The organism is Mycobacterium sp. NGS66 (assembly GCF_059812225.1).
Genome location: NZ_JCALCG010000005.1, coordinates 178,529 through 203,662, shown reverse-complemented (window position 1 = coordinate 203,662; position 25,134 = coordinate 178,529). Strand labels below are relative to the sequence as shown.

Genomic DNA, 25,134 nt, shown 5'->3' with positions numbered 1-25,134 from the left:
CCGGGCCAGCTTAAAGCGTGTTCGGCCGGTTTTGCCGTGCGGTGTAGAAATCTGGCCGGGCAGGCACCGGGATAACCTTGGGACGGTTTGGAGGTGACGAGTTTGTGGTTGGGCTAGCCCGTACGGACGTCGCTCTGGTGGGTGCCGGCATCATGAGCGCCACCCTGGGTGCGTTGCTGCGGCGGCTGGAACCGAACTGGTCGATCACCATGGTGGAACGGCTGGATGCCGTCGGCGCCGAAAGCAGCAATGCCTGGAACAACGCCGGCACCGGGCACTCCGCGCTGTGCGAGCTGAACTACACGCCACAGCGCCCGGACGGCTCGATCGACATCGCCAAGGCGGTGCGCATCAACGAGGAGTTCCAGGTCACCAGGCAGTTTTGGGCCTACGCCGTGGAGAACGGCATCCTGACCGATCGCGGCTTCCTCAACCCGGTGCCGCACGCGAGCTTCGCCCAGGGCGCATCCGGCGTCGACTACCTGCGCCGGCGGCGGCGGGCGTTGGCGGACAACCCGCTGTTCGCTCGCGTCGAATTGATCGAGAACCCCGACGAGTTCGCCAGGCGGTTACCGTTCATGGCCGCCGGCCGCGACTTCCGCGAGCCGGTAGCGCTGAACTGGGCGCAGGACGGCACCGACGTCGACTTCGGCGCCCTGTCCCGGCAGCTCGTCGGCTACGGGGTTCGCAACGGCACTGTCGCGTTGTTCGGCCACGAGGTCCGCAACCTGTCGCGGCAGTCCGACGGCACCTGGACGTTGACGGTCAATAACCGGCGTACCGGCCAAAAGCGGCAGCTGAACGCGAAATTCGTGTTTGCCGGGGCCGGCGGCGACACCCTCCCGCTGTTGCAGAAGTCCGGCATCAAGGAGATCAGCGGCTTCGCCGGATTCCCGATCGGCGGCAAGTTCCTGCGCACCGACAACCCGGGGCTCACCACCGCGCACCGGGCCAAGGTGTACGGTGCCCCGGCGCCGGGAGCCCCACCGCTCGGGGCGCTGCACCTGGACCTGCGGTTCGTCGACGGCAAATCCTGGCTGGTGTTCGGCCCCTACGCCGGCTGGTCGCCGAAGTTCTTGAAACACGGTCACTTCAGCGACCTGCCGCGGTCGGTCCGGCCGAACAATGTGATGTCCATGCTCGGGGTCGGGTTCACCCAGGCGACGCTGCTCAACTATCTGCTCGGCCAACTACGACTCACACCACCCGACCGCGTGCAGGCACTGCGCGAATTCGCGCCCAGCGCAGTCGATTCCGACTGGGAATTGACGGTGGCCGGCCAGCGGGTGCAAGTCATCCGTCGGGACCGGCGCAAAGGCGGCGTGCTGGAATTCGACACCACTTTGGTCGGTGCGGCCGACGGCAGCATCGTCGGCCTGCTTGGCGGTTCGCCGGGCGCCTCGACGGCGGTGCCGATCATGCTCGAGGTGTTGCAGCGCTGCTTTGCCGACCGGTATCAGTCCTGGCTGCCCACACTCAAGGAGATGGTGCCGTCGCTGGGGGCTCAGCTTTCCCGCGAACCGGCGCTGTTCGATGAGGTTTGGTCGTGGGGCAGCAAGGCGCTGCAGCTGGAGCGGCGCCAATGAGCGCAGTGCTGCGCCGGGTATGGTCCAAAGACCTTGCCGCCCAGACGCTTTACGAGCTGCTCAAGCTTCGGGTGGAGGTGTTCGTCGTCGAACAGGCTTGCCCTTACCCGGAATTGGACGGACGCGACCTGCTCGCCGAAACCCGGCATTTCTGGCTGGAGACACCGGCGGGAGAGGTGATCTGTACGCTACGGCTGATGGAGGAGCACGCGGGGGGCGAGAAGGCGTTCCGGATCGGGCGGCTGTGTACCAAACGCGGCGCACGCGGCCAAGGTCACGCCACGCGGCTGCTACGCGCCGCATTGGCGGAGGTGGGCGACTATCCCTGCCGCATCGACGCGCAGTCATACCTGGCCGACATGTATGCCCAGCACGGATTCGTCCGCGACGGGGCGGATTTCGTGGAAGACGGTATCCCGCATCTGCCCATGCTGCGGCCCGGCTCCGGTTTGGCGCAGCAGCCGTGAAGCCCTATCCGTTCAGCGCGATCGTGGGCCACGACCAGATGCGCCTGGCGCTGCTGCTGTGCGCCGTGCGTCCGGAAATCGGCGGTGCGCTGATCCGCGGCGAGAAGGGCACCGCCAAGTCGACGGCCGTGCGCGGTCTGGCCGCGCTGCTTTCGGCGGCGACCGGGAGCGGTGGGGGCTTGGTGGAGATGCCGCTGGGCGCCACCGAGGACCGGGTGATCGGGTCGCTGGATCTGCAGCGGGTGTTGCGTGACGGCGAGCACGCGTTCTCACCCGGGCTGCTGGCCCGCGCACACGGCGGCGTCCTCTACGTCGACGAGGTCAACCTGCTGCACGATCACCTGGTCGACGTGCTGCTCGACGCCGCCGCGATGGGACGGGTGCATGTGGAGCGCGACGGCATCTCGCATTCGCACGAGGCCCGCTTCGTGCTGATCGGCACCATGAACCCGGAGGAGGGTGAGCTGCGGCCGCAACTGCTGGACAGATTCGGCCTGACCGTCGACGTGCGGGCGTCGCGTGACGTCGATGTGCGCGTGCAGGTCGTCCAGCAGCGGATGGCCTACGAGGCCGACCCGGACGGGTTCGCCCAACGCTACGCCGACGCCGACGCCGAACTGGCCCGCCGAATCGCCGCGGCACGAACCCTGGTCGACGATGTGGCATTGCCCGACAACGAGTTACGTCGCATCGCGGGGCTGTGCGCCGCGTTCGACGTCGACGGGATGCGGGCCGACCTGGTGGTGGCCCGGACCGCGGTGGCGCACGCTGCCTGGCGTGGCGCGCTTTCGGTCGAGGAGCAGGACATCCGGGCGGCGGCCGAATTGGCGTTGCCGCATCGGCGTCGCCGGGACCCGTTCGACGAGCACGGCATCGACCGCGACGAGCTGGACGAGGCACTGCGACAAGCCGGCGATCACGAGCCGGATCCCGACCCGGATCCGCCGGGGGGTGGGCCGTCAGCAGACATGGAAGACCATCCGCCACAGCGGAATTCGTCGTCGAACGCGCCACAACCACCACGCCCCAGCGCGCCGCCGACGAAGGTCTTTCGCACTCGGGCGCTGACCGTCCCCGGGACCGGCGCGGGCGCGCCCGGCCGACGCTCGCGCGCCCGCAACCGGTTCGGCGCAGCGGTGTCGGCAACCCCAGGCGATGCCGCGGGCGGACTGCATGTGTTCGCCACGTTGCTATGCGCCGCCGAGCGGTCCGGCGCAGCGGGGCCGCTGCGGCCGGGGCCGGACGACATCCGCCGGGCAGTCCGCGAAGGGCGCGAGGGCAACCTGGTGATATTCGTGGTCGACGCGTCCGGGTCGATGGCCGCCCGCGACCGCCTGGCCGCGGTCAGCGGAGCCACGCTGTCGCTGCTGCGCGACGCCTACCAGCGGCGCGACAAGGTCGCGGTGATCACATTCCGTCAGCATGCGGCGCGGCTGTTGCTGCCGCCGACGTCGTCGGCGCATATCGCGGGCCGGCGATTGGCCCGGTTCGACACCGGCGGGAAGACTCCGCTCGCCGAGGGCCTGCTGGCGGCGCGCGAGCTGGTGATCCGCGAACGGGTTCGCGACCGCGCCCGGCGGCCGCTGGTGGTGGTACTGACCGACGGCAGGGCCACCGCGGGTCCAGATCCCTTGCGACGCAGCGGAATCGCGGCGGCACGGCTGGTCGCCGAAGGTGTGGCCGCGGTGGTCGTGGACTGCGAGACGTCCTACGTGCGGCTGGGGCTGGCCGAGCAGCTGGCCCGGCAACTCGGTGCGCCCGCGGTACGGCTCGAGCAGCTGCGCGCCGATCATCTGATGCAAACCGTGCGCAACGTCGCCTGAACGGCGAGGACAAAACGCTTATGCCACAGGGCCGTCCGCTCCAAGTTCCCGATGATGGCCTGACCACCCGGGCCCGGCGCAACACACCGATCCTGGCGGTACACACCGGCGCGGGCAAGGGAAAGTCGACGGCGGCGTTCGGAATGGCCTTGCGGGCGTGGAACATCGGTCTCGATGTCGCCGTGTTCCAGTTCGTCAAGAGCGCCAAGTGGAAGGTGGGCGAGGAGGCGGCCTTTCGTCGGCTCAGCGACTTGCACGACCGCGACGGTGTGGGCGGCGCGGTGGAATGGCACAAAATGGGCGCCGGCTGGTCCTGGACACGCAAGTCGGGCTCTGAACTCGATCACGCGGCGGCCGCAGCGGCCGGCTGGGCCGAGATCGCTCGTCGGCTGGCCGCACAGCAACACGACTTCTATGTGCTCGACGAGTTCACTTACCCACTGAAGTGGGGCTGGGTCGACACCGACGACGTGGTGGAGGTCCTGCTGGCCCGCCCCGGCTACCAGCATGTGGTGATCACCGGACGCGATGCCCCGGCCCGTTTGGTCGAGGCCGCCGACCTGGTCACCGAGATGACCAAGATCAAGCATCCGATGGACGCGGGACGCAAGGGGCAGAAGGGCATCGAGTGGTGATTCCGGCGCGACCCCCGTCCCGCGAGCGTCCTCATTTGTACGCCAAAACCCCCTATCGCGTGGCATTTTGCGGGCGCTCGCGGCATCGGTGCGCGCGGTGAGATCTACCCCCGCGATAGTCATCGCCGCGCCTGCGTCGGGCAGCGGAAAGACCACGCTCGCAACGGGTTTGATCGGAGCCCTGCGGACGGCAGGTCATACCGTGGCGCCGTTCAAGGTGGGCCCGGATTTCGTCGACCCCGGCTACCATTCGCTGGCCGCGGGACGGCCCGGCCGCAATCTGGACCCGGTGTTGGTGGGGGAGCGGCTGGTCGGCCCGCTGTACGCCCATGGCTCCGCCGGTGCCGACATCGCGGTCGTCGAAGGGGTGATGGGCCTGTTCGACGGGCGCATCGGACCCGACGCCGGCGGCCCGGCCGCGGGCTCGACGGCCCACGTCGCGCGGCTGCTCGGCGCGCCGGTCATCCTGGTCGTCGACGCCCGCGGCCAAAGTCACAGCATTGCCGCACTGCTACATGGTTTTTCCACGTTCGACACCGCAACCCGCATCGTCGGCGTGATCCTCAACCGAGTCGGATCACCCAGACATGAGCAGGTGTTACGGCAGGCCTGCGAGCAGGCCGGCGTCCCGGTGCTCGGAGCGATTCCCCGGGTCGCTGAATTGGAGCTGCCGACAAGGCATCTGGGCTTGATCACAGCGGTCGAATACGGCCGACGAGCGCGGCTCGCGGTCGAGGCGATGACGGCTCTGGTGGCTCGGCACGTCGATCTGACAGCGGTTTTCGCCGCGGCCGCGAGCCGAGTCACCGGTCCGCCATGGGACCCCGCGGCCGCACTGGGTGAGGCGGATACCACGGGCAAATGCATCGTCGCGTTGGCGTCCGGAAAGGCGTTCAGCTTCGGCTACGCCGAACATGCCGAGCTGCTGCGCGCCGCGGGCGCCCAAGTGGTCGAGTTCGACCCGCTGGCCGACGAATTGCCCCAGGACTCGGACGCGCTGGTGGTGCCCGGCGGTTTTCCCGAGCAATTCAGCGCCGAGCTGTCCGCCAATGACGTCGCCCGCCGGCAAATCAACGAGTTGGCCGGGTCCGGCGCGCCGGTGCACGCCGAATGCGCCGGCCTGATCTACCTGGCCGCGCAGCTGGACGGATACCCGATGTGCGGCGTGCTGGCCGGATCGGCGAGCTTCACACCGCACCTGAAGCTGGGGTACCGCGACGCCGTCGCCGTGGCCGATTCGCCGCTGTATCGCCCGGGCGAACGAGTGGTTGGCCACGAATTTCACCGCACCACAGTCTCATTCAGCGACGGCTACCCGCCGGCGTGGGAGTACCGGGAGGCAACTGCGGCGCGCGTGCGAGAAGGTGCGGTGCATCGCGGAGTGCACGCGTCGTACCTGCACACCCATCCCGCTGCGGCACCTCAAGCGGTGGCACGCTTCGTCGCGCACGCGGCCAACCGAGCTTCTAGGCTTGGCGGGTGACTGAGAGCCCCTACCTGGTGGGTCTGCGACTGGCCGGCAAAAAGGTCGTCGTGATCGGTGGCGGCTCGGTTGCCCAGCGCCGGTTGCCGCTGCTCATCGCCAGCGGCGCAGACGTGCACGTCATCTCCCGAAGTGCGACTCGCGCCGTCGAGGCGATGGACGGCATCAGGCTGTTGATCCGGGAATACCGCGACGGCGACCTGGACGGCGCCTGGTACGCGATCGCGGCCACCGACGACCCCGAGGTGAACGCGGCCGTCGTCGCCGAGGCCGATCGACGCCGAATCTTCTGCGTCCGCGCCGACATCGCCCTCGAAGGGACCGCCGTGACCCCCGCTTCGTTCAGCTATGCCGGGCTGTCGGTAGGGGTGCTGGCCGGTGGTGAGCACCGGCGGTCGGCGGCCATCCGATCGGCCATCCGCGAGGCATTGCAGACCGGGGTGATCACCCCGGAAAGCCCCGAAAGCCCGGACAACTCCGATGTGGTGCGCGGTGGCGTGGCGCTGGTGGGCGGAGGCCCCGGCGATCCGGAGCTGATCACCGTGCGTGGCCGCCGGCTGCTGGCCCAGGCCGACGTGGTGGTCGCCGACCGGCTGGCCCCGCCCGAGTTGCTCGCCGAGCTGCCGCCGCACGTCGAAGTGATCGACGCGGCCAAGATCCCGTACGGCAGGGCGATGGCCCAGGACGCGATCAACGCGGTCATGATCGAGCGCGCCCGAGCGGGGAATTTCGTCGTCCGCCTCAAAGGAGGCGATCCATTTGTGTTCGCCCGCGGATATGAAGAAGTACTCGCGTGCGCGGACGCCGGAATTCCGGTCACGGTGGTGCCAGGTGTGACGAGCGCCATAGCGGTGCCCGCGTTGGCCGGCGTTCCGGTCACTCACCGAGCCACAAATCACGAATTCGTGGTGGTCAGCGGCCATCTCGCGCCCGACCACCCCGAATCGTTAGTGAATTGGAATGCACTGGCCTCGATGTCCGGCACGATCGTTTTGCTGATGGCCGTCGAGCGCATCGAACTTTTTGTCGCCGCACTGCTGAAAGGCGGCCGACCTGCGGATACGCCGGTGCTCGTGGTTCAGCATGGGACGACGGCCGCTCAACATACCTTGCGGTCGACGCTGGCCGACACGCCGGAGCAGATCCGCGCGGAAGGGATTCGACCTCCCGCGATCATCGTCATCGGGGCCGTAGCGGGCCTGAGAGCCGTCCGCCGTTTAAACAATTCTTAAGATTACTGTAAGGTAACCCGTTATGACGGCTCTCAACGACACAGAGCGCGCGGTCCAGATGGACGCCTCTGCGCGCCCCGGTCGTCCGGCCCAGGAGCGCGCCACGCGCCCGGCGGAGACCGCCCCACCACGTACCAGCAGGTATTACCCTGCGTGGCTGCCTTCTCGCCGCTTCATTGCCGCGGTCATCGCGATCGGTGGAATGCAGCTATTGGCGACCATGGACAGCACCGTCGCCATCGTCGCGCTTCCTAAGATTCAGAACGAACTGAGCCTGTCGGATGCCGGCCGCAGCTGGGTGATCACCGCCTATGTGCTCACGTTCGGCGGGCTGATGCTGCTCGGCGGCCGCCTCGGCGACACCATCGGGCGCAAGCGCACCTTCATCGTCGGCGTCGCGCTGTTCACCATCTCTTCGGTGTTGTGCGCCGTGGCCTGGGACGAGGTCACGATGGTGATCGCCCGGCTGCTGCAGGGCATCGGGTCGGCCATCGCCTCGCCCACCGGGTTGGCGCTGGTGGCAACCACATTTCCCAAGGGACCCGCGCGTAACGCCGCGACGGCGGTGTTCGCCGCGATGACCGCCGTCGGCTCGGTGATGGGCCTGGTGGTCGGTGGGGCGCTCACCGAGTGGTCCTGGCGGCTGGCGTTCTTGGTGAACGTGCCAATCGGCCTGGTGATGATCTACCTGGCCCGCACCTCGCTGCGGGAAACCAACCGCGAGCGGATGAAGCTCGACGCCACCGGGGCCATGCTCGCCACGCTGGCGTGCACCGCGGCCGTCTTCGCCTTCTCGATGGGTCCGGAAAAGGGCTGGATCTCGGTTACCACGATCGGTTCGGGTGTGGTGGCCCTGGCCGCCGCGATCGCCTTCTTGATCGTGGAGCGCACCGCCGAAAACCCCGTCGTGCCATTCCATTTGTTCAAGGACCGCAACCGGTTGGTCACCTTCAGCGCGATCCTGCTGGCCGGTGGCGTGATGTTCAGCCTCACCGTGTGCATCGGCCTGTATGTGCAGGACATCCTGGGCTACAGCGCGCTGCGTGCGGGCGTCGGCTTCATTCCGTTCGTCATTGCGATGGGAATAGGGCTCGGCGTGTCCTCCCAGCTGGTGTCGCGGTTCTCGCCGCGGGTGCTGACCATCGGCGGTGGCTGGCTGCTGCTGGGCGCCATGATCTACGGCTGGGCGTTCATGCACCGCGGTGCCCCTTACTTCCCCAACCTGGTGCTGCCGGTCGTCGTCGGCGGCATCGGCATCGGCATGGTCGTGGTGCCGTTGACCCTGTCGGCCATCGCCGGAGTCGGCTTCGACCAGATCGGCCCGGTCTCGGCGATCGCGCTGATGCTGCAAAGCCTCGGCGGCCCGCTGGTGCTGGCCGTCATCCAGGCCGTCATCACCTCGCGCACCCTCTACCTGGGCGGCACCACCGTCCCGGTGAAGTTCATGAACGACACGCAGTTGCAGGCCCTCGACCACGGCTACACCTACGGGCTGCTGTGGGTGGCCGGCACGGCCGTCATCGTCGGAATCATGGCGCTGTTCATCGGGTACACCCCGGAGCAGGTGGCCCACGCGCAGGAAGTCAAGGACGCAATCGAGGCCGGCGAGCTGTAGGCCCCCGCCTCCCGCGAGAGTGCAGCTACCGATGACGCCACTGGCGAAAACGCGTCGCTGGTTGCACTTTCGCGACGTCATCCGCCGCAGGTTAGGCTTGCCCGCTGTGGTCACCCGGATGTCGAAACTGTTCCTGCGCACCCTGCGTGACGATCCCGCCGACGCCGAAGTTCCCAGCCACAAGCTGCTGATCCGGGCCGGTTACATCCGGCCGGTCGCGCCCGGGCTGTACAGCTGGCTCCCGCTGGGCCTGCGGGTGCTGCGCAACATCGAACGCGTGGTTCGCGACGAGATGAACGCCATTGGGGGGCAGGAAATCCTGCTGCCCGCCCTGTTGCCGCGCGGACCATACGAAGTCACCAACCGGTGGACCGAGTACGGCGACAGCGTCTTTCGGCTCAAGGACCGTCGCACCAACGATTTCCTGCTGGGCCCCACGCACGAGGAGCTGTTCACCCTGACCGTCAAGGGCGAATACAGCTCCTATAAGGATTTCCCGCTGGTGCTCTACCAGATCCAGACGAAGTATCGCGACGAGGCCAGGCCGCGAGCCGGCATCCTGCGCGCCCGAGAATTCGTCATGAAGGATTCCTATTCCTTCGACATCGACAGTGCCGGGCTCAAGGACGCCTACCACGCACATCGGGAGGCTTATCAACGCATCTTCGACCGGCTGGGCGTGCGCTATGTCGTCGTGTCGGCGGTCTCAGGCGCCATGGGCGGCAGCGCTTCCGAAGAGTTCCTGGCCGAAAGCCCCATCGGCGAGGACAGCTTTGTGCGATGCCTGGAGTCCGGTTATGCGGCCAACGTCGAAGCGGTTGTCACCGCCCGCCCGGAGGCGCTGCCGGTCGAGGGCCTCCCCGCGGCCGTCGTCCACGACACCGGCGACACCCCGACGATCGCGACCCTGGTGGCCTGGGCGAACGAAGCCGGCCTCGGGCGCACCGTCACCGCCGCGGACACGTTGAAGAATGTCCTGGTCAAAGTGCGTCAGCCCGGCGCCGACTGGGAGTTGCTGGCCATCGGGGTGCCCGGCGATCGCGAGGTCGACGACAAACGGCTGGCGGCGGCGCTGGAACCCGCCGAGTTCGCCTTCCTCGGCGACGACGACTTCGCCAAGTACCCGTTCCTGGTCAAAGGCTATATCGGTCCGAAAGCGCTGCGGGACAACGGCATTCGTTATCTGGTAGACCCGCGGGTGGTGGACGGCAGCAGTTGGATCACCGGAGCCGACGAGCCCGGACGCCATGTCGTGGGCTTGGTTGCCGGCCGGGACTTCACCGCCGACGGGACCATCGAGGCCGCCGAGGTACGCGAGGGCGATCCTTCCCCGGACGGCGCCGGCCCGCTGGTAATGGCGCGCGGAATAGAGATCGGGCACATCTTCCAGCTCGGACAGAAGTACACCGACGCATTCACCGCCGACGTGCTCGGCGAGGACGGCAAGCCGGTGCGGCTGATCATGGGCTCTTACGGCATCGGGGTGTCGCGGCTGGTCGCCGTGGTCGCCGAACAGCACCACGACGAACTCGGCCTGCGCTGGCCGTCGTCGATCGCTCCGTTCGGTGTCCACCTGGTGATCGCCAACAAGGACACCGAAGCCCGCACCGGGGCCGTTGAGCTGGCCGAGGCGCTCGATCGGCTGGGCATCGACGTGTTGCTTGACGACCGCCAAGCATCGCCGGGTGTCAAGTTCAAGGATGCCGAGCTGCTGGGCATGCCCTGGATCGTCGTGGTGGGGCGCGGCTGGGCAGACGGCGTGGTCGAACTGCGGGACCGCTTCAGTGGCCAGGTTCGCGAGCTGGCTACCGGCGCTGGACTGGCCGCCGACATCGCTGGCGCCGTCGGCGGTTAGTTATTCGTTGCCGCCCGGGAAACTCGAGGTGATCGGCCAGGCGCCCAGCACTCGATTCCACCTCGCGGCCATGACCGCGCTCTGAATTAGGGCATTGGATGCAAACGCCCGGTCGCCCGCGGTGCCGGCGTGCTCGATCACCGCGCGCCAAGCCGTCGCGCCGTCGTTCTCCATCCGGACGGCCAGGCGTGCCGCGTCGGCCGCACTGGCCACCAGCATCGGCAACTGATAGCCGGCCGCTGCGACCGGGGGAGTCACCTTGCGGGCCGCCAGCATCGCGATGACGTCGTCGCGACGTTGCCGATGCTGCAGCAGGGCCTCCACCACCAGGTCGTTGACCGCAGGCGGTGACAGGGCGGACACGATGCCGTAGCCGTAGACGGTCGAATGTTCGATGGCCAGAGCGTCCTCGAGCGCCGTGACATCGGGCTCTTTCCCTGTGGACGGGCCGGGAGGAGACCGCTTCGGCTTCGCACCCGGAGTGGGTTCGGCCGTGGTCATATCGAGGGACCCCCCGGCACCAGCGCAACGGTGTAGGAAGCGGTGCAGGAAGCGGCGATGGAGGCCAGCAGCCCGGCCCGGTAGCCCGACGCGTTGGCCACCAGGCGGCCGGCGTTTTCCGCCGAGGTGCGCAGCGCGGCGATCACGTCGGAGACCGGTGGCGGAGGAGGCGGCGGCGCAGGCTGTCCGGTGCTGCTGGGGGTGGTGGTTTCGCTTGTTGAGGCGGTGAGCTTGCCGGCAGCGCGGGCGATCTCCGTCGACAGTGCCCTGGCGTGCGCGCCGCGCTGGGTGGCGACCACGGTCAGCGCGGCGGCGATCTGCGGCTGGAGGCCGACGGCCTCGGCGGCGGCAGAGGCGAGCGCGGTGTCGCGTCGGGCCTGGTCCAACGGCCCCAGCAGCTCTTCGACGGCCGGGGGCTTGGGCGGGGGCTGGCCGCAGGCGGACGCCGTCATCCCGAGCACAGCGAGAGCGGCGCCACCGACGAGCACACCCCGCCGGTCGATGACGGGTCCTGTGCTGGGCACCCCAACATCCTGCCATTGGGGCCGAAAGATCTCCTCGGCCGAGCTTGCTTCTGGCGTATCGTTGGCGGTTGGACCTGGAAAAGATGTAAGACAACTCAAGATGAGGAGCTCGCCGTGGCGACGAGGTTGCCGTCACAGAAGCAGGTGATAGAGCTGCTCGATGGCGAGTTCGCGCGCGCCGGTTTTGAAATCGAAGACGTGGTCGTCCAGGCAACCACCAGGCCGCCGCGCATCACCGTCGTCGCCGACGGCGATGTGCCGTTGGATCTGGACACGATTGCGGCGTTGTCCCGCTCGGCATCCGGTCTGCTGGATGCGGGCGCCCAGGTCGACGGCCACTACGTCCTGGAAGTCAGCTCGCCGGGCGTGGACCGGCCGCTCACCGCAGAGAAGCACTTCCGCCGGGCGCGTGGTCGCCAGGCCGTCGTGACGTTGACCGACGGCAGCGAGGTGACCGTTCGGCTCGGGGACGTCATCGACGGCCAGCTTCGGGCGGTGGTCCGCTGCAATCGCGGCGCTGAACCGGCCGTACGACATATTCCCCTCTGCGACATCGCGAGCGCGGTGGTTCAGGTCGAGTTCACTCGTCCGGATCCGCGCGAGATGGAACTGCTCAGTGGTGCAGAGGAGGGCGGCGGATGAACATCGATATGGCCGCATTGCATGCCATCGAGGTGGACCGGGGCATCTCGGTGAACGAGCTGCTCGAAACCATCAAGTCCGCGCTCCTCACCGCCTACCGCCACACCCAGGGTCACCAGAACGACGCACGCATCGATATCGACCGCAAGACCGGCGTCGTCCGCGTGCTGGCGCGGGAATTGGATGCCGATGGCAATCTCATCAGCGAATGGGATGACACTCCCGAGGGCTTTGGCCGGATTGCCGCCACCACCGCCCGCCAGGTGATGCTGCAGCGCTTCCGCGACGCCGAAAACGAGCGCACCTACGGCGAGTTCTCCACTCGCGAGGGGGAGATTGTCGCAGGCGTCATCCAGCGGGACAGCCGGGCCAACGCGCGAGGTCTGGTCGTCGTCCGGATGGGCACCGAGAGCAAGGCCTCCGAAGGTGTGATCCCGGCCGCCGAGCAGGTACCCGGTGAGAGCTACGAACATGGCAATCGGCTGCGCTGCTACGTGATCGGTGTGACGCGCGGCGCCCGGGAGCCGCTGATCACCTTGTCGCGCACCCATCCCAACCTGGTCCGCAAGCTGTTCTCGCTGGAAGTGCCTGAGATCGCCGACGGGTCGGTGGAGATCGTGGCGGTGGCCCGAGAGGCCGGTCACCGGTCCAAGATCGCAGTGCGGTCGAATGTGCCCGGCCTGAACGCCAAGGGCGCGTGTATCGGCCCGATGGGGCAGCGGGTTCGCAACGTGATGAGCGAGTTGTCCGGCGAGAAGATCGACATCATCGACTATGACGAGGATCCGGCTCGCTTCGTCGCCAATGCGCTTTCGCCGGCCAAGGTGGTCTCGGTGTCGGTGATCGACCAGACCGCCCGCGCCGCCCGGGTGGTGGTTCCGGATTTCCAGTTGTCCCTGGCCATCGGCAAGGAAGGGCAGAACGCGCGACTGGCGGCCCGGCTCACCGGGTGGCGCATCGACATCCGCGGTGATTCACCGGCGCATCCGGAGAGCCAGCCCCAACAGGGCGCCAGCCACGGGATGGCGCACGAGCGCTGAGCGGTAGTCCCGGCGACCTGCCATCGTCGGTGGAGACTAGTATAATCGAACATATGTTCGAAGGAGCGTTTGTTCGTCCGCAGGCGAAGATCATCGCCGGCTTCGATGAGATGTTTCAGGCGGCGGTGGTGCGCACCCCGACCCGAGACTCTCGGGCGTGGCTGGAGCGGGTCGCGGCGGCCGCCAGGGTGGAGAATCGGGCCGCTGCGGCGCAGTTGGTGGCGATCGGGGAGTTGTTCGCTTACCGGTTGGCGCAGTCCTCGGAGACCGAGGAGTGGGCGATCGACACCGAGTCGGCGGTGGCCGCGGAGGTGGGTGCGGAGTTGCGGATCAGCCAAGGGCTCGCGGCCAGCCGGGTGCGCTATGCGCGGGCCATGCGCGAGCAGCTACCGAAGGTGGCCGAGGTATTTATCGCCGGGGATATTGATTATCGGGCGTTTCAGACGATTGTGTATCGCACCGATTTGATCACCGACGCCGACGTGCTGGCCCGGGTGGATGCGCTGGTGGCCGCCAACGTCACGAAGTGGCCGTCGATGACGAATGCGCGGTTGTCGGGCAAGGTGGATGCCATTGTGGCCGCCGTGGATGCCGATGCGGTGCGCCGCCGCAAAGACGAGCAGGCCGATCGGCAGGTGTGGATCGGGGGAGACCACGACGGCATCGCCCAGATCGGCGGCAGCCTGTTCAGCACCGATGCCCACGCCCTCGACCAACGGCTCTCGGCGTTGGCGGCCACGGTGTGTGCCCATGATCCGCGCACCCACGCCCAGCGCCGCGCTGATGCGCTGGGCGCGTTGGCGGCGGGGGCGGATCGGTTGGGCTGTCGCTGCCGGCGCGCCGACTGCAGCGCTGCGGGACGGCGCCCGGCCGCCCCGGTGACCATCCACCTGATCGCCCCACCCGCCCCCGACAGTGGCACTGCCACCACCGCGGGGTGGGAGGTCGGCGCCGACGGGCTGATCACCCCCGAACTCCTCCAGGAATTGGCCGCCACGGCCAAAATGGTGCCGCTGATCCATCCCGGGGACGCCCCACCCGAACCCGGCTACCTCCCGTCGCAGGCGTTGGCCGATTTCGTGCGGTGTCGGGATTTGACGTGTCGCTGGCCGGGCTGTGATGTGCCTGCCGTGCGCTGCGACATTGACCACACCATCCCGCACGCCGCGGGCGGGCCTACCCACCCGGGCAACCTCAAGTGCTACTGCCGCACCCACCATTTGGTGAAAACTTTTTGGGGCTGGCAGGAAAAACAACTGCCCGACGGCACGCTGATCCTGACCTCACCGGCCGGGCAGACCCATGTCACCACCCCGGGTAGTGCGTTGCTGTTCCCCAGCCTGTGCGCCGCGGTGGGTGGGATGCCCGCCGCCGAAACCGACGCCCCACCACCGCCACCGTGCCCCGAGCGGTCTGCGATGATGCCCAAACGCCGCCGCACCCGCGCCAAGGAGCGCGCCTACCGGGTGGCCACCGAACGCGCCCACAACCGCGCCGCCCGCCACGCCGAAGCCGGACCCGCCCCACCCGAGGAACCGCCACCGTTCTAATCTCCGTCGCTGCACTCTTCACCGCGAGTCCGATAGGCGGTTCTGAGCACCGCTGCGGTAACGCTAGACTGAGCCGTGATCCAGCGCGAGCGTTCGGCTCCCGAGACTACGAAGGCACACAGACACCCAGACGGTCCGGTGCGGACGTGTGTCGGGTGCCGAAAGCGAGAGCTGGCCGTCAAACTGCTTCGAGTGATTGCTGTGTCGACGGGGAACGGCGAATCCGCCGTGATCGTTGATACAGCCGGAAGCCTGCCGGGGCGGGGTGCGTGGCTGCATCCCGTACCGCAGTGCGTGCGACAAGCGATTAGGCGGCGGGCTTTCAGCAAAGCGTTGCGAATCGCCGGTTCGCCGGACACATCCGCGGTGGTCGAGCACATCGATGGTTTGAGTGAGTTCGACCCGACGGTCAATAGGACAGGTAGCAAAGAACATGAGCACACCGTGAAGTCCCGATGACAATGCGTCATAGCTAAACCCCGAGGCGCGGCCCACGACTGTCGCCTCATGGACAGGAGATGTAGTGGCAGGTAAGGCCCGCGTACACGAGTTGGCTAAGGAACTCGGTGTAACCAGCAAGGAAGTTCTCGCCCGGCTGAGTGAACAGGGCGAATTCGTCAAATCCGCCTCATCGACGGTGGAGGCTCCCGTCGCTCGCCGGCTGCGCGAGTCGTTCGGTGGCAGCAAGCCGGCTCCCGAAAAGGCAGCAGAGAAAGCGCCGGAAGCCAAGGGCAAGTCAGCCGACAAGCTCGACGCGGCCCTCGACAAGGCCGTCGGCAACGGTGAGGCCGCCACAAAAGACGCCCGTGGCGTGGCAACCGCCCCGCCCGCGCCGGCGGCCGAAGCAACGGCCCCGCCGGCGCCCAGCCCCCGGCCGGCGGCGCCTGCCCCCGGGCAAGCGCCCGGCCATCCGGCACCCCATCCGGGCATGACGCCCGGCGCTCGGCCGGGCCCGGCGCCGAAGCCCGGGGTCCGTCCGCCCAGGGTGGGCAACAACCCGTTCTCGTCGGCGCAACCCGTCGACCGGCCGATTCCGCGTCCCCCCGCGCCGCGGCCGGGCGCGCCCAGACCGGGCGCCCCGCGGCCGGGCATGTCGCCCGGCAGCATGCCGCCCCGTCCCGGCGGGGCCGGTGGACCCGCTCGCCCAGCGCGTCCCGGCGCCCCGCGGCCCGGCGGCGGTCGCCCCGGTGGGCCGGGAGGCGGCCGCACCGATGGCGGCGGCGGTAACTACCGAGGCGGCGGCGGCGTAGGCGCCGCACCCGGAGGCGGTCCGGGAGGTTTTCGGGGCCGTCCCGGCGGGGGCGGTCCCGGCGGCGGCGGACGTCCCGGGCAGCGCGGCGGTGCCGCCGGTGCGTTCGGGCGCCCCGGCGGTGCGCCCCGGCGTGGCCGCAAGTCCAAGCGGCAGAAGCGCCAGGAATATGACTCGATGCAGGCTCCGGTCGTCGGCGGCGTGCGCTTGCCGCACGGCAACGGCGAGACGATCCGGCTGGCCCGCGGCGCGTCGTTGAGCGATTTCGCGGAGAAGATCGACGCCAACCCGGCGGCGCTGGTGCAGGCGCTGTTCAATCTCGGCGAGATGGTGACCGCCACACAGTCGGTGGGTGACGAGACGCTCGAGCTGCTGGGCAGCGAGATGAACTACAACGTCCAGGTCGTCAGCCCCGAGGACGAAGACCGCGAACTGCTGGAGTCGTTTGACCTCTCCTACGGCGAAGACTCCGGAGACGAGGGCGATCTACAGGTCCGTCCGCCGGTGGTCACGGTCATGGGTCACGTCGACCACGGAAAGACCCGACTGCTGGACACCATCCGCAAGGCCAACGTCCGCGAGGCGGAAGCGGGCGGCATCACCCAGCACATCGGTGCTTACCAGGTGAGTGTCGACCTGGACGGCACCGAGCGACTGATCACCTTCATCGACACGCCGGGTCACGAGGCGTTCACCGCAATGCGGGCCCGAGGCGCCAAGGCCACCGACATCGCGATCCTGGTGGTCGCCGCTGACGACGGCGTCATGCCGCAGACGGTTGAGGCAATCAACCACGCGCAGGCGGCTGACGTGCCGATTGTGGTGGCAGTCAACAAGATTGACAAAGAGGGCGCCGACCCGGCCAAGATCCGCGCCCAGCTCACCGAATATGGTTTGGTGGCAGAGGATTTCGGCGGCGACACCATGTTCGTCGACATCTCGGCGAAACAGGGCACCAACATCGAGGCGCTCCTCGAGGCGGTGTTGTTGACCGCCGATGCCGCGCTCGATCTGCGCGCCAACCCCGACATGGAGGCCCAAGGCGTGGCGATCGAAGCGCACCTGGACCGCGGTCGCGGACCGGTTGCCACCGTGCTCGTGCAGCGCGGCACGCTGCGCGTCGGCGACTCGGTGGTCGCCGGGGATGCGTACGGCCGCGTCCGCCGCATGGTCGACGAATTCGGGGAGGACGTCGAAGCGGCACTGCCGTCGCGTCCGGTGCAGGTGATCGGCTTCACGTCGGTGCCCGGCGCCGGCGACAACTTCCTGGTTGTCGACGAGGACCGCATCGCCCGTCAGATCGCGGACCGGCGCAGCGCCCGCAAGCGCAACGCCCTGGCCGCGCGGTCGCGCAAGCGGATCAGCCTGGAGGACCTGGACTCGGCGTTGCGGGAAACCAGCCAGCTGAACCTGATCCTCAAGGGCGACAACGCCGGTACGGTCGAGGCCCTGGAGGAGGCCCTGATGGGCATCCAGGTCGACGACGAGGTGGTGCTGCGCGTCATCGACCGCGGCGTCGGTGGCATCACCGAAACCAACGTCAACCTGGCGTCGGCGTCGGATGCGGTGATCATCGGCTTCAACGTGCGCGCCGAAGGCAAGGCGACGGAGCTGGCCAACCGCGAGGGCGTGGACATCCGCTACTACTCGGTCATCTACCAAGCGATCGACGAGATCGAAAAGGCCCTGCGCGGCATGCTCAAGCCGATCTACGAGGAGCACCAGCTGGGCCGTGCCGAGATCCGCGCGCTGTTCCGCTCCTCCAAGGTCGGCCTCATCGCCGGCTGTCTGGTCACCTCGGGTGTGGTGCGTCGTAACGCCAAGGCCCGGCTGTTGCGGGACAACATCGTGGTCGTCGAAAACCTCTCGATCAACTCGCTGCGACGGGAGAAGGACGACGTCACCGAGGTGCGTGACGGCTTCGAATGCGGTATGACACTGGGCTATTCGGACCTCAAGGAAGGCGACGTCATCGAGTCCTACGAGCTGGTGCAAAAGGAACGCGCGTAATGGCTGATCCGGCCCGGGCACGCCGGTTGGCCAAGCGGATCAACACGATCGTCGCAAGCGCGATCGAGTTCGAGATCAAGGATCCCGGGCTGGCCGGGGTGACCATCGTCGACGCGAAGGTGACCGCCGACCTGCACGACGCAACGGTGTACTACACGGTGATGGGGCCGTCGCTGGACGACGAGCCGGATTACGACGCCGCGGCCGCCGCGCTGGAACGGGCCAAAGGCGCCCTGCGCACCAAGGTCGGGGAGGGGACCGGGGTGCGGTTCACGCCCACCCTGACGTTCATTCGGGACACGACGTCGGATAATGCCCGGCGGATGGAAGAGCTGCTGGCCCGCGCCCGCGCTGCCGATGAAGATCTCGCCCGCGTTCGCGTGGGCGCCAAGCCGGCCGGGGACGCCGACCCTTATCGACAACCGTCAACTGAGCCTGAGGACACCGGTGACGGCGATCGATCCGAAGACTGAGCTGCCCGGCACCGGGCTCGCGGGGGCGCGTGTCGCCGCCCTCGGCGCCGTCGAGTTGCTGGCGGCGGCGCAGACCGTCGCGGTGATCTGCCACGTGCATCCCGATGCCGACACCATCGGCGCCGGGTTGGCATTGGCCTTGGTGCTGGACAAATGCGGCAAAGAGGTGCAGGTCAGCTTCGCCGCGCCGGCCGCCTTGCCGGAGTCGCTGCGGTCGTTGCCCGGTTGCGACTTGCTGGTCACCCCTGATGCACTGCGCCGTGACGTGGATCTGGTTGTGACCGTTGACGTTCCGAGCGTCAAACGGCTGGGCGCGCTCAGTGACATGGCGGACGGCGAGCGGCCGCTGCTGGTCATCGACCACCACGCCTCCAACGACTTGTTCGGGACCGCGAATTTCGTTGACCTGTCCGCTGATTCGACCACGATGATGATCGCCGAGCTGCTCGACGCGTGGGAGAAGCCGATCGAGCTGGACGTTGCGCACTGCATCTACGCCGGGTTGACGACGGACACCGGCTCGTTCCGGTGGGCCAGCGCCCGCGCGCTTCGGCTGGCCGCCCGGCTGGTCGACCTGGGCGTGGACAACGCCGCCATCAGCCGGACGGTGATGGACAGCCATCCGTTCGGGTGGCTGCCGATGTTGTCGCGGGTGCTGGGCTCCGCGCAGTTGGTGCCCGACGCAGCCGAGGGTCGCGGGCTGGTGTATGCGGTCGTCGACAACCGGGAGTGGCTCCGCGCGCGCCCTGAGGAAGTCGAAAGCGTGGTCGATATTGTGCGCACCACCCAACAGGCTGAGGTGGCGGCGGTGTTCAAAGAGGTTGAGCCGCAACAATGGTCGGTGTCCATGCGCGCCAAGAAGGACGTTGACCTGGCGGCGGTGGCGTCCGCGTTCGGCGGGGGCGGCCACCGTTTGGCCGCCGGCTACTCGACCAGCGGCTCCATCGAGGACGTCGTGGCGTCGCTGCGCGCCGCTCTTGGCTGAACGGGGCCGACCCGCCGCCGACGGCCGGGACGTCGCCAAGCTGGCGCTGCCCGCGCTGGGTGTGCTGGCGGCCGAGCCGCTGTATCTGCTGTTCGACACCGCCGTGGTGGGGCGGCTGGGCGCGCTGGCGCTGGCGGGCCTGGCCATCGGCAGCCTGATACTGGGCATGCTGGGTTCACAGTTGAACTTCCTGTCCTACGGCACGACGGCGCGCTCGGCGCGCCATTTCGGGGCCGACGACCGCACGGCGGCGGTGCACGAAGGTGTACAGGCGACCTGGTTGGCACTGGGCGTGGGTGGATTGATCGTCGTCGCGGTGGAGGCGGCGGCGGTTCCGCTGGTATCGGTGATCGCGTCGCGCCCTGCCATCGCCGGCGCGGCGCTGCCCTGGCTGCGGATCGCGATCCTGGGCGCTCCGGCGATCTTGGTGTCGCTCGCGGGTAACGGCTGGATGCGCGGCGTGCAGGACACCGTGCGGCCGCTGCGCTACGTGGTCGTCGGCTTTGGGCTCTCGGCCCTGCTGTGCCCGTTGTTGGTCTACGGCTGGTTGGGCTTTCCGCGCTGGGGGTTACCCGGTTCTGCGGTCGCAAATTTGGTCGGCCAGTGGGTCGCGGCGGTGTTGTTCCTGGGCGCCGTGCTTGCCGAGCGCGCACCGCTGCGACCCGACGGCGCCGTGCTGCGTGCGCAGCTGTCGATGGGCCGGGACCTGGTGTTGCGAACGCTGTCCTTTCAGGTCTGCTTCGTGTCGGCCGCGGCGGTCGCGGCGAGGTTCGGCGCCGCGGCCGTCGCCGCCCACCAAGTGGTGCTGCAACTCTGGAATTTCCTTGCGCTGGTTCTCGATTCGCTGGCCATCGCGGCGCAGTCGCTGGTCGGCGCCGCGCTGGGTGCGGACGACGTTGCCCGCGCGAAGTCGGTGGCGCGGCGGGTGACGGTGTCTTCATTCGTGGCGGCGGGAGTACTGGCCGCGGTATTCGGGATCGGCGCGCGCGTCCTGCCTGCTCTGTTCACCGACGACCCATCGGTGCTCGCCGTGATCGGCGTGCCGTGGTGGTTTATGGTCGCCCAATTACCGCTCGCGGGAATAGTTTTCGCGCTCGACGGGGTGCTGCTGGGCGCGGGTGACGCGGCGTACCTGCGCACCGCGACCATTGCCGGCGCGCTGCTGGGCTTCTTGCCGCCGATCTGGTTGTCGCTGGTCTACGGCTGGGGGCTGGCCGGCATCTGGTCGGGGCTGAGCATATTTGTCGTGCTGCGGTTGGTCTTCGTCGGCTGGCGGGCTTTGTCGGGCCGTTGGGCAGTGCCGGGAGCGGCATAACCCAGCTTCGGCGAAATCGGAGATACACTGCGCCGGTGACGGTGACGCGACGGACACGGCACCGTTCCTGGCGTGACTACGCGTTGTTCGCCCTCCTGGTGGGCCCCAATGTGGCGCTGCTGCTGGTGTTCATCTACCGCCCACTGGTCGACAACATCCGGCTGTCGTTCTTCGACTGGAACATCTCGGATCCCAGCGCGCAGTTCGTCGGACTGTCCAATTACGCGGAGTGGTTCACCCGCTCGGATACCCGCCAGATCGTCGTCAACACCGTCGTGTTCACGGCGGCGGCCGTCATCGGCTCGATGGTGCTGGGGCTGGTGCTGGCGATGCTGCTCGATCAGCCGCTGCGCGGGCGAAACCTGGTGCGCTCGACCGTGTTCGCGCCGTTTGTCATCTCCGGTGCCGCGGTCGGACTGGCGGCCCAGTTCGTCTTCGACCCGCACTTCGGTCTCATCCAAGATCTGTTGCATCGCATGGGCGCCGGCGTGCCCGACTTCTATCAAGACCCGCACTGGGCGTTGTTCATGGTGACGGTCACCTACGTGTGGAAGAACCTCGGCTACACGTTCGTCATCTACCTCGCCGCATTACAAGGTGTGCGTCGAGACCTGTTGGAGGCGGCCGAAATCGACGGCGCCAGCCGGTGGGCCACGTTTCGCCGAGTCCTGCTGCCGCAACTGCGCCCGACCACGTTCTTCCTGTCCATCACCGTGCTGATCAACTCGTTGCAGGTGTTCGACGTCATCAACGTCATGACCCGCGGCGGGCCGCTGGGCACCGGCACCACGACGATGGTGTTCCAGGTGTATTTGGAGACGTTCCGCAACTTCCGGGCCGGGTATGGCGCCACGGTCGCCACCATCATGTTCCTTGTCCTACTGGCCATCACGTACTACCAGGTGCGGGTGATGGATCGAGAGCAGCGCCAATGAACGGGACCCGCAGGGCGGCACGGCTGCTCGGCTACGCGGCGATGCTGCTCGTGGTCGCGCTGATCGCCGGGCCGCTGACGTTCGTCTTCTTCACCTCGTTCAAGAACCAGCCCGACATTTATTCGCAGCCGACCACCTGGTGGCCGCCGCATTGGCACCCGCAGAACTACCGGACGGCCACCGGGCAGATCCCGTTCTGGACGTTCCTGCGCAACTCGGTGATCATCACGTCGGTGCTGGCGGCGGTGAAGTTCGTGCTCGGTGTGCTCAGCGCCTTCGGGCTGGTGTTCGTGCGATTTCCGGGCCGCAACGCGGTGTTCCTGTTGATCATCGCCGCGCTGATGGTTCCGAACCAGATCACCGTTATCTCCAACTACGCCTTGATCTCTCAGGTAGGTTTGCGCAACACCTTTCCCGGCATCATCCTGCCGCTGGCCGGTGTGGCTTTCGGAACCTTCCTGATGCGCAACCACTTTCTCTCGCTGCCCGCGGAAGTCGTCGAAGCGGCCGAGATGGACGGAGCCCGTTGGTGGCAGCTGCTGCTGCGGGTGGTGTTGCCGATGTCCGGGCCCACGATGGTGGCTTTCGGCATCATCACCGTCGTGAACGAATGGAACGAATACCTTTGGCCGTTCTTGATGTCCGACGACGAATCGGTGGCGCCGCTGCCGGTGGGCCTGACCTTCCTGCAGCAGGCCGAGGGCGTGACGAATTGGGGACCGGTGATGGCGGTAACGCTGCTCGCGATGCTGCCCATCCTGCTGATCTTCATCGTCTTGCAGCGACAGATGATCAAGGGCCTCACGTCCGGCGCGGTCAAGGGATAGCCATGGCCGAGCTGAGTCGCAGAGCGTTCCTTGCGTTAGCAGGGTTGGCGACCGGTTGTGCAGGGATGGGCGGTAGCAGTGGGATCAAATCAGGGTCGGGGCCGATCGCGTTCTGGTCCAATCATCCCGGCCAATCCAGCGCCGTCGAAAGAGAGCTGATCGGCCGTTTTCAGGGCCAGTTTCCCGGTCTGGAGGTCAAGCTGATCGACGCCGGCAAGGACTACGACGAAGTGGCACAGAAATTCAACGCGGCGCTCATCGGCACGGATGTGCCCGATGTTGTTGTGCTGGACGATATCTGGTGGTTCCACTTCGCTCTCAGCGGTGTCCTCACCCCACTGGATGATCTTTTCGGCGAAGTCGGGGTGGACGCAGCGGACTACGTGGACTCGCTACTCGGGGACTTCGAATTCCACGGAAAACACTATGCGCTGCCGTATGCGCGCTCGACGCCGCTGTTCTACTACAACAAAGACGTGTGGGGCCGGGCCGGATTGCCTGACCGGGGTCCGCAGTCCTGGCAAGAGTTCGACGAATGGGGCCCGCAGCTGCAGCGGGTCGCCGGCGCCGGAAGGTGGGCGCACGGTTGGGCCAACGCCCAGGGGATCTCGTGGACGTTCGAAGGACCGAACTGGTCATTCGGGGGCGCATACTCGGACAAGTGGGCACTGAAGTTCACTGATGCGAATACCATATCGGCGGGCAACTTCCTGCGAAATTCCATCCACGGCAAGGGTTACGCCGCAATCGCCCACGACCTCGCCAATGAATTCGCCACCGGCATACTGGCCTCGGCGGTGGCGTCGACCGGCGCCCTGATGGGCATCACCGCCGCCGCCCGGTTCGATTTCGGTGCCGCACCGCTGCCCACCGGACCCGGCGGAGCACCCGCATGCCCGACCGGCGGAGCGGGGCTGGCCATTCCGGCAAAGTTGTCCGAAGAGCGAAAGCGCAACGCGCTCAAGTTCATTGGCTTCATCACCAGCCCGCAGAACACCGCATATTTCAGCCAGCACACCGGATACCTGGCGGTGCGAAAGTCGGCCGTCGACGACCCCGTCGAGCAGAAGTACCTGGCGGACAATCCACGTGCCCGGGTGGCGCTGGATCAGCTCCCGCACACCCGCCCGCAGGACTACGCCCGCGTTTTCCTGCCCGGCGGGGATCGCATCATCTCGGCGGGGCTGGAATCCATCGGACTGAAGGGATCTGACGTGAGCACGACATTCACGGCCATCAACAGACAGTTACAAGTCATCTACGACCGCCAGATCAAGCGGAAGTTGCCGGTGTAGCCGATGGCCAGAGTGCAGTATGCCGCAGTCACCCACCGCTATCCCGGCGCCGACGCGCCGGCGGTGGACAACTTGGACCTCGACATCGCCGACGGCGAGTTTCTGGTGCTGGTCGGCCCGTCCGGGTGCGGCAAGTCCACCACGCTGCGGATGCTGGCCGGTCTGGAATCGGTTGCCAGCGGCCGCATCACCATCGGCGACGTGGACGTGACGCACCTTCCGCCGCGTGCGCGCGACGTCGCCATGGTGTTCCAAAACTATGCGCTCTACCCGAACATGACGGTGGCGGCCAACATGGGGTTCGCGTTGCGCAACGCCGGCGTCTCCCGCGCGGATACCCGACAACGCGTGCTCGAAGTCGCCGACATGCTGGAACTGACCGACTTGCTTGACCGTAAGCCGGCGAAGCTCTCCGGCGGGCAGCGGCAACGGGTGGCGATGGGACGCGCTATCGTGCGACGGCCTCAGGTGTTCTGCATGGACGAGCCGCTGTCGAATCTCGATGCCAAGCTGCGGGTGAGCACCCGATCGCAGATCTCGGGATTGCAGCGACGGCTGGGTACCACCACCGTCTACGTCACCCACGATCAAGTGGAGGCGATGACGATGGGTGATCGGGTCGCGGTGCTCAAAGACGGTGTGCTGCAGCAGGTTGACACACCGCGTGCGCTCTACGACGACCCGGTCAACACGTTCGTCGCGACGTTCATCGGCGCGCCGGCCATGAACCTGATCGACGCGACGGTGGCCGACGGGCTGGTGAAATCTCCCGATTTCGCGATACCGGTTCCCCGCGGGGCGGCGCAGCGTCTGCTGGTCGGCGTTCGCCCGGAGTCCTGGGATGTGTTCCCTCCGGGCGCCCCGGGAGCCTTGCCGGTAATCGTCGAATTGGTCGAGGAGCTGGGGTTCGAATCCTTCGTCTACGCAACCCCCGTCGAGCAAGAGGGGTGGTCGTCGCGCGCCAACCGCATCGTGTTTCGCACCGACCGCCGGACAGCGGTGAGCGTAGGCGAATCATTGTCGATCCTGCCGCACCCACGCGAAATCTGCTTCTTCGACGCCCAAACCGGAAACCGTATTCGGTGAATACGG

Annotated in this window: 22 protein-coding genes; 20 read left to right on the top strand and 2 right to left on the bottom strand. The window is 67.6% G+C overall.

All coding sequences use genetic code 11. The features are described from left to right. Window positions 1–104 precede the first annotated feature (104 nt). From mqo to AC5Y2L_RS12625, 8 genes are all read left to right on the top strand, one after another. Window positions 105–1,586, top strand: coding sequence for a malate dehydrogenase (quinone) (gene mqo, locus AC5Y2L_RS12660; RefSeq protein ID WP_499934832.1), 1,482 nt, complete (start codon window positions 105–107; stop codon window positions 1,584–1,586). Then, window positions 1,583–2,053: a GNAT family N-acetyltransferase gene (locus tag AC5Y2L_RS12655; protein WP_499934831.1), complete on the top strand. Its 471-nt coding sequence runs from the start codon at window positions 1,583–1,585 to the stop codon at window positions 2,051–2,053. The genes mqo and AC5Y2L_RS12655 overlap by 4 nt, the downstream gene beginning before the upstream one ends. Then, window positions 2,050–3,876 (top strand): magnesium chelatase subunit D family protein, encoded by a 1,827-nt coding sequence (locus AC5Y2L_RS12650; protein WP_499934829.1) that lies wholly within the window; start codon window positions 2,050–2,052, stop codon window positions 3,874–3,876. The genes AC5Y2L_RS12655 and AC5Y2L_RS12650 overlap by 4 nt, the downstream gene beginning before the upstream one ends. A 20-nt stretch (window positions 3,877–3,896) precedes the next feature. Continuing rightward, window positions 3,897–4,511, top strand: a complete 615-nt coding sequence (cobO, locus tag AC5Y2L_RS12645; protein WP_499934828.1) for a cob(I)yrinic acid a,c-diamide adenosyltransferase — start codon at window positions 3,897–3,899, stop codon at window positions 4,509–4,511. A 97-nt stretch (window positions 4,512–4,608) separates the two neighbouring features. Beyond that, the gene (locus AC5Y2L_RS12640) at window positions 4,609–5,994 is read left to right on the top strand and encodes a cobyrinic acid a,c-diamide synthase CobB (RefSeq protein ID WP_499934826.1); all 1,386 of its coding nucleotides are present in this window, start codon (window positions 4,609–4,611) and stop codon (window positions 5,992–5,994) included. After that, window positions 5,991–7,226, top strand: coding sequence for a uroporphyrinogen-III C-methyltransferase (cobA, locus tag AC5Y2L_RS12635; protein ID WP_499934824.1), 1,236 nt, complete (start codon window positions 5,991–5,993; stop codon window positions 7,224–7,226). Before AC5Y2L_RS12640 ends, cobA begins: the two co-directional genes overlap by 4 nt. Before the next feature lie 22 nt (window positions 7,227–7,248). Beyond that, window positions 7,249–8,841 carry an MFS transporter gene (locus AC5Y2L_RS12630; RefSeq protein WP_499934822.1) on the top strand — a complete coding sequence of 531 codons (1,593 nt, stop codon included), beginning with the start codon at window positions 7,249–7,251 and terminating at the stop codon, window positions 8,839–8,841. Between the two features lie 106 nt (window positions 8,842–8,947). Further along, window positions 8,948–10,696, top strand: coding sequence for a proline--tRNA ligase (locus tag AC5Y2L_RS12625; RefSeq protein ID WP_499935035.1), 1,749 nt, complete (start codon window positions 8,948–8,950; stop codon window positions 10,694–10,696). On the opposite strand, the gene AC5Y2L_RS12620 is transcribed toward AC5Y2L_RS12625, so the two are convergent. Then, the gene (locus AC5Y2L_RS12620; RefSeq protein WP_499934821.1) at window positions 10,697–11,197 is read right to left on the bottom strand and encodes a ferritin-like domain-containing protein; all 501 of its coding nucleotides are present in this window, start codon (window positions 11,195–11,197) and stop codon (window positions 10,697–10,699) included. Beyond that, a complete protein-coding gene (locus AC5Y2L_RS12615) occupies window positions 11,194–11,721 on the bottom strand; it encodes a hypothetical protein (RefSeq protein WP_499934820.1) in 528 nt (175 codons plus the stop codon). Before AC5Y2L_RS12615 ends, AC5Y2L_RS12620 begins: the two co-directional genes overlap by 4 nt. A 114-nt stretch (window positions 11,722–11,835) precedes the next feature. On the opposite strand from AC5Y2L_RS12615, the gene rimP reads away from it, so the two are divergent. The 12 genes from rimP to AC5Y2L_RS12555 all read left to right on the top strand — a co-directional run bounded on the left by rimP (window position 11,836) and on the right by AC5Y2L_RS12555 (window position 25,128). Next, on the top strand, window positions 11,836–12,363 hold the full coding sequence (gene rimP / locus AC5Y2L_RS12610) for a ribosome maturation factor RimP (RefSeq protein WP_499934818.1): 528 nt from the start codon (window positions 11,836–11,838) through the stop codon (window positions 12,361–12,363). After that, the gene (gene nusA / locus AC5Y2L_RS12605) at window positions 12,360–13,403 is read left to right on the top strand and encodes a transcription termination factor NusA (protein WP_499934817.1); all 1,044 of its coding nucleotides are present in this window, start codon (window positions 12,360–12,362) and stop codon (window positions 13,401–13,403) included. The genes rimP and nusA overlap by 4 nt, the downstream gene beginning before the upstream one ends. A 53-nt stretch (window positions 13,404–13,456) precedes the next feature. Then, window positions 13,457–14,953, top strand: a complete 1,497-nt coding sequence (locus AC5Y2L_RS12600; protein ID WP_499934816.1) for an HNH endonuclease signature motif containing protein — start codon at window positions 13,457–13,459, stop codon at window positions 14,951–14,953. A gap of 75 nt (window positions 14,954–15,028) precedes the next feature. Next, complete coding sequence (locus tag AC5Y2L_RS12595; protein ID WP_499934815.1) at window positions 15,029–15,412, top strand: YlxR family protein; 384 nt, start codon at window positions 15,029–15,031, stop codon at window positions 15,410–15,412. A 64-nt stretch (window positions 15,413–15,476) separates the two neighbouring features. After that, on the top strand, window positions 15,477–18,212 hold the full coding sequence (infB, locus tag AC5Y2L_RS12590) for a translation initiation factor IF-2 (RefSeq protein ID WP_499934813.1): 2,736 nt from the start codon (window positions 15,477–15,479) through the stop codon (window positions 18,210–18,212). Further along, the gene (gene rbfA, locus AC5Y2L_RS12585) at window positions 18,212–18,685 is read left to right on the top strand and encodes a 30S ribosome-binding factor RbfA (protein WP_499934812.1); all 474 of its coding nucleotides are present in this window, start codon (window positions 18,212–18,214) and stop codon (window positions 18,683–18,685) included. The genes infB and rbfA overlap by 1 nt, the downstream gene beginning before the upstream one ends. After that, window positions 18,660–19,670 (top strand): DHH family phosphoesterase, encoded by a 1,011-nt coding sequence (locus AC5Y2L_RS12580; RefSeq protein ID WP_499934811.1) that lies wholly within the window; start codon window positions 18,660–18,662, stop codon window positions 19,668–19,670. Before rbfA ends, AC5Y2L_RS12580 begins: the two co-directional genes overlap by 26 nt. After that, a complete protein-coding gene (locus tag AC5Y2L_RS12575) occupies window positions 19,663–20,985 on the top strand; it encodes an MATE family efflux transporter (protein ID WP_499934809.1) in 1,323 nt (440 codons plus the stop codon). The genes AC5Y2L_RS12580 and AC5Y2L_RS12575 overlap by 8 nt, the downstream gene beginning before the upstream one ends. Before the next feature lie 35 nt (window positions 20,986–21,020). Continuing rightward, window positions 21,021–21,920: a carbohydrate ABC transporter permease gene (locus tag AC5Y2L_RS12570; protein WP_499934807.1), complete on the top strand. Its 900-nt coding sequence runs from the start codon at window positions 21,021–21,023 to the stop codon at window positions 21,918–21,920. Further along, window positions 21,917–22,747 (top strand): carbohydrate ABC transporter permease, encoded by an 831-nt coding sequence (locus AC5Y2L_RS12565; RefSeq protein ID WP_499934805.1) that lies wholly within the window; start codon window positions 21,917–21,919, stop codon window positions 22,745–22,747. Before AC5Y2L_RS12570 ends, AC5Y2L_RS12565 begins: the two co-directional genes overlap by 4 nt. A gap of 2 nt (window positions 22,748–22,749) precedes the next feature. Further along, window positions 22,750–24,042: an ABC transporter substrate-binding protein gene (locus AC5Y2L_RS12560; protein ID WP_499934804.1), complete on the top strand. Its 1,293-nt coding sequence runs from the start codon at window positions 22,750–22,752 to the stop codon at window positions 24,040–24,042. Between the two features lie 3 nt (window positions 24,043–24,045). Beyond that, on the top strand, window positions 24,046–25,128 hold the full coding sequence (locus tag AC5Y2L_RS12555; RefSeq protein WP_499934802.1) for an ABC transporter ATP-binding protein: 1,083 nt from the start codon (window positions 24,046–24,048) through the stop codon (window positions 25,126–25,128). Window positions 25,129–25,134: the final 6 nt, after the last annotated feature.

What these genes read in the sequence shown, in the direction of transcription:
- AC5Y2L_RS12655 (WP_499934831.1), top strand. Translation starts at nt 1,583, where the DNA reads ATGAGCGCAGTGCTGCGCCGGGTATGGTCCAAAGACCTTGCCGCCCAG.
- AC5Y2L_RS12560 (WP_499934804.1), top strand. Translation starts at nt 22,750, where the DNA reads ATGGCCGAGCTGAGTCGCAGAGCGTTCCTTGCGTTAGCAGGGTTGGCG.
- AC5Y2L_RS12630 (WP_499934822.1), top strand. Translation starts at nt 7,249, where the DNA reads ATGACGGCTCTCAACGACACAGAGCGCGCGGTCCAGATGGACGCCTCT.
- rbfA (WP_499934812.1), top strand. Translation starts at nt 18,212, where the DNA reads ATGGCTGATCCGGCCCGGGCACGCCGGTTGGCCAAGCGGATCAACACG.
- AC5Y2L_RS12555 (WP_499934802.1), top strand. Translation starts at nt 24,046, where the DNA reads ATGGCCAGAGTGCAGTATGCCGCAGTCACCCACCGCTATCCCGGCGCC.
- AC5Y2L_RS12565 (WP_499934805.1), top strand. Translation starts at nt 21,917, where the DNA reads ATGAACGGGACCCGCAGGGCGGCACGGCTGCTCGGCTACGCGGCGATG.
- AC5Y2L_RS12620 (WP_499934821.1), bottom strand. Translation starts at nt 11,197, where the DNA reads ATGACCACGGCCGAACCCACTCCGGGTGCGAAGCCGAAGCGGTCTCCT.
- cobO (WP_499934828.1), top strand. Translation starts at nt 3,897, where the DNA reads ATGCCACAGGGCCGTCCGCTCCAAGTTCCCGATGATGGCCTGACCACC.
- AC5Y2L_RS12600 (WP_499934816.1), top strand. Translation starts at nt 13,457, where the DNA reads ATGTTCGAAGGAGCGTTTGTTCGTCCGCAGGCGAAGATCATCGCCGGC.
- nusA (WP_499934817.1), top strand. Translation starts at nt 12,360, where the DNA reads ATGAACATCGATATGGCCGCATTGCATGCCATCGAGGTGGACCGGGGC.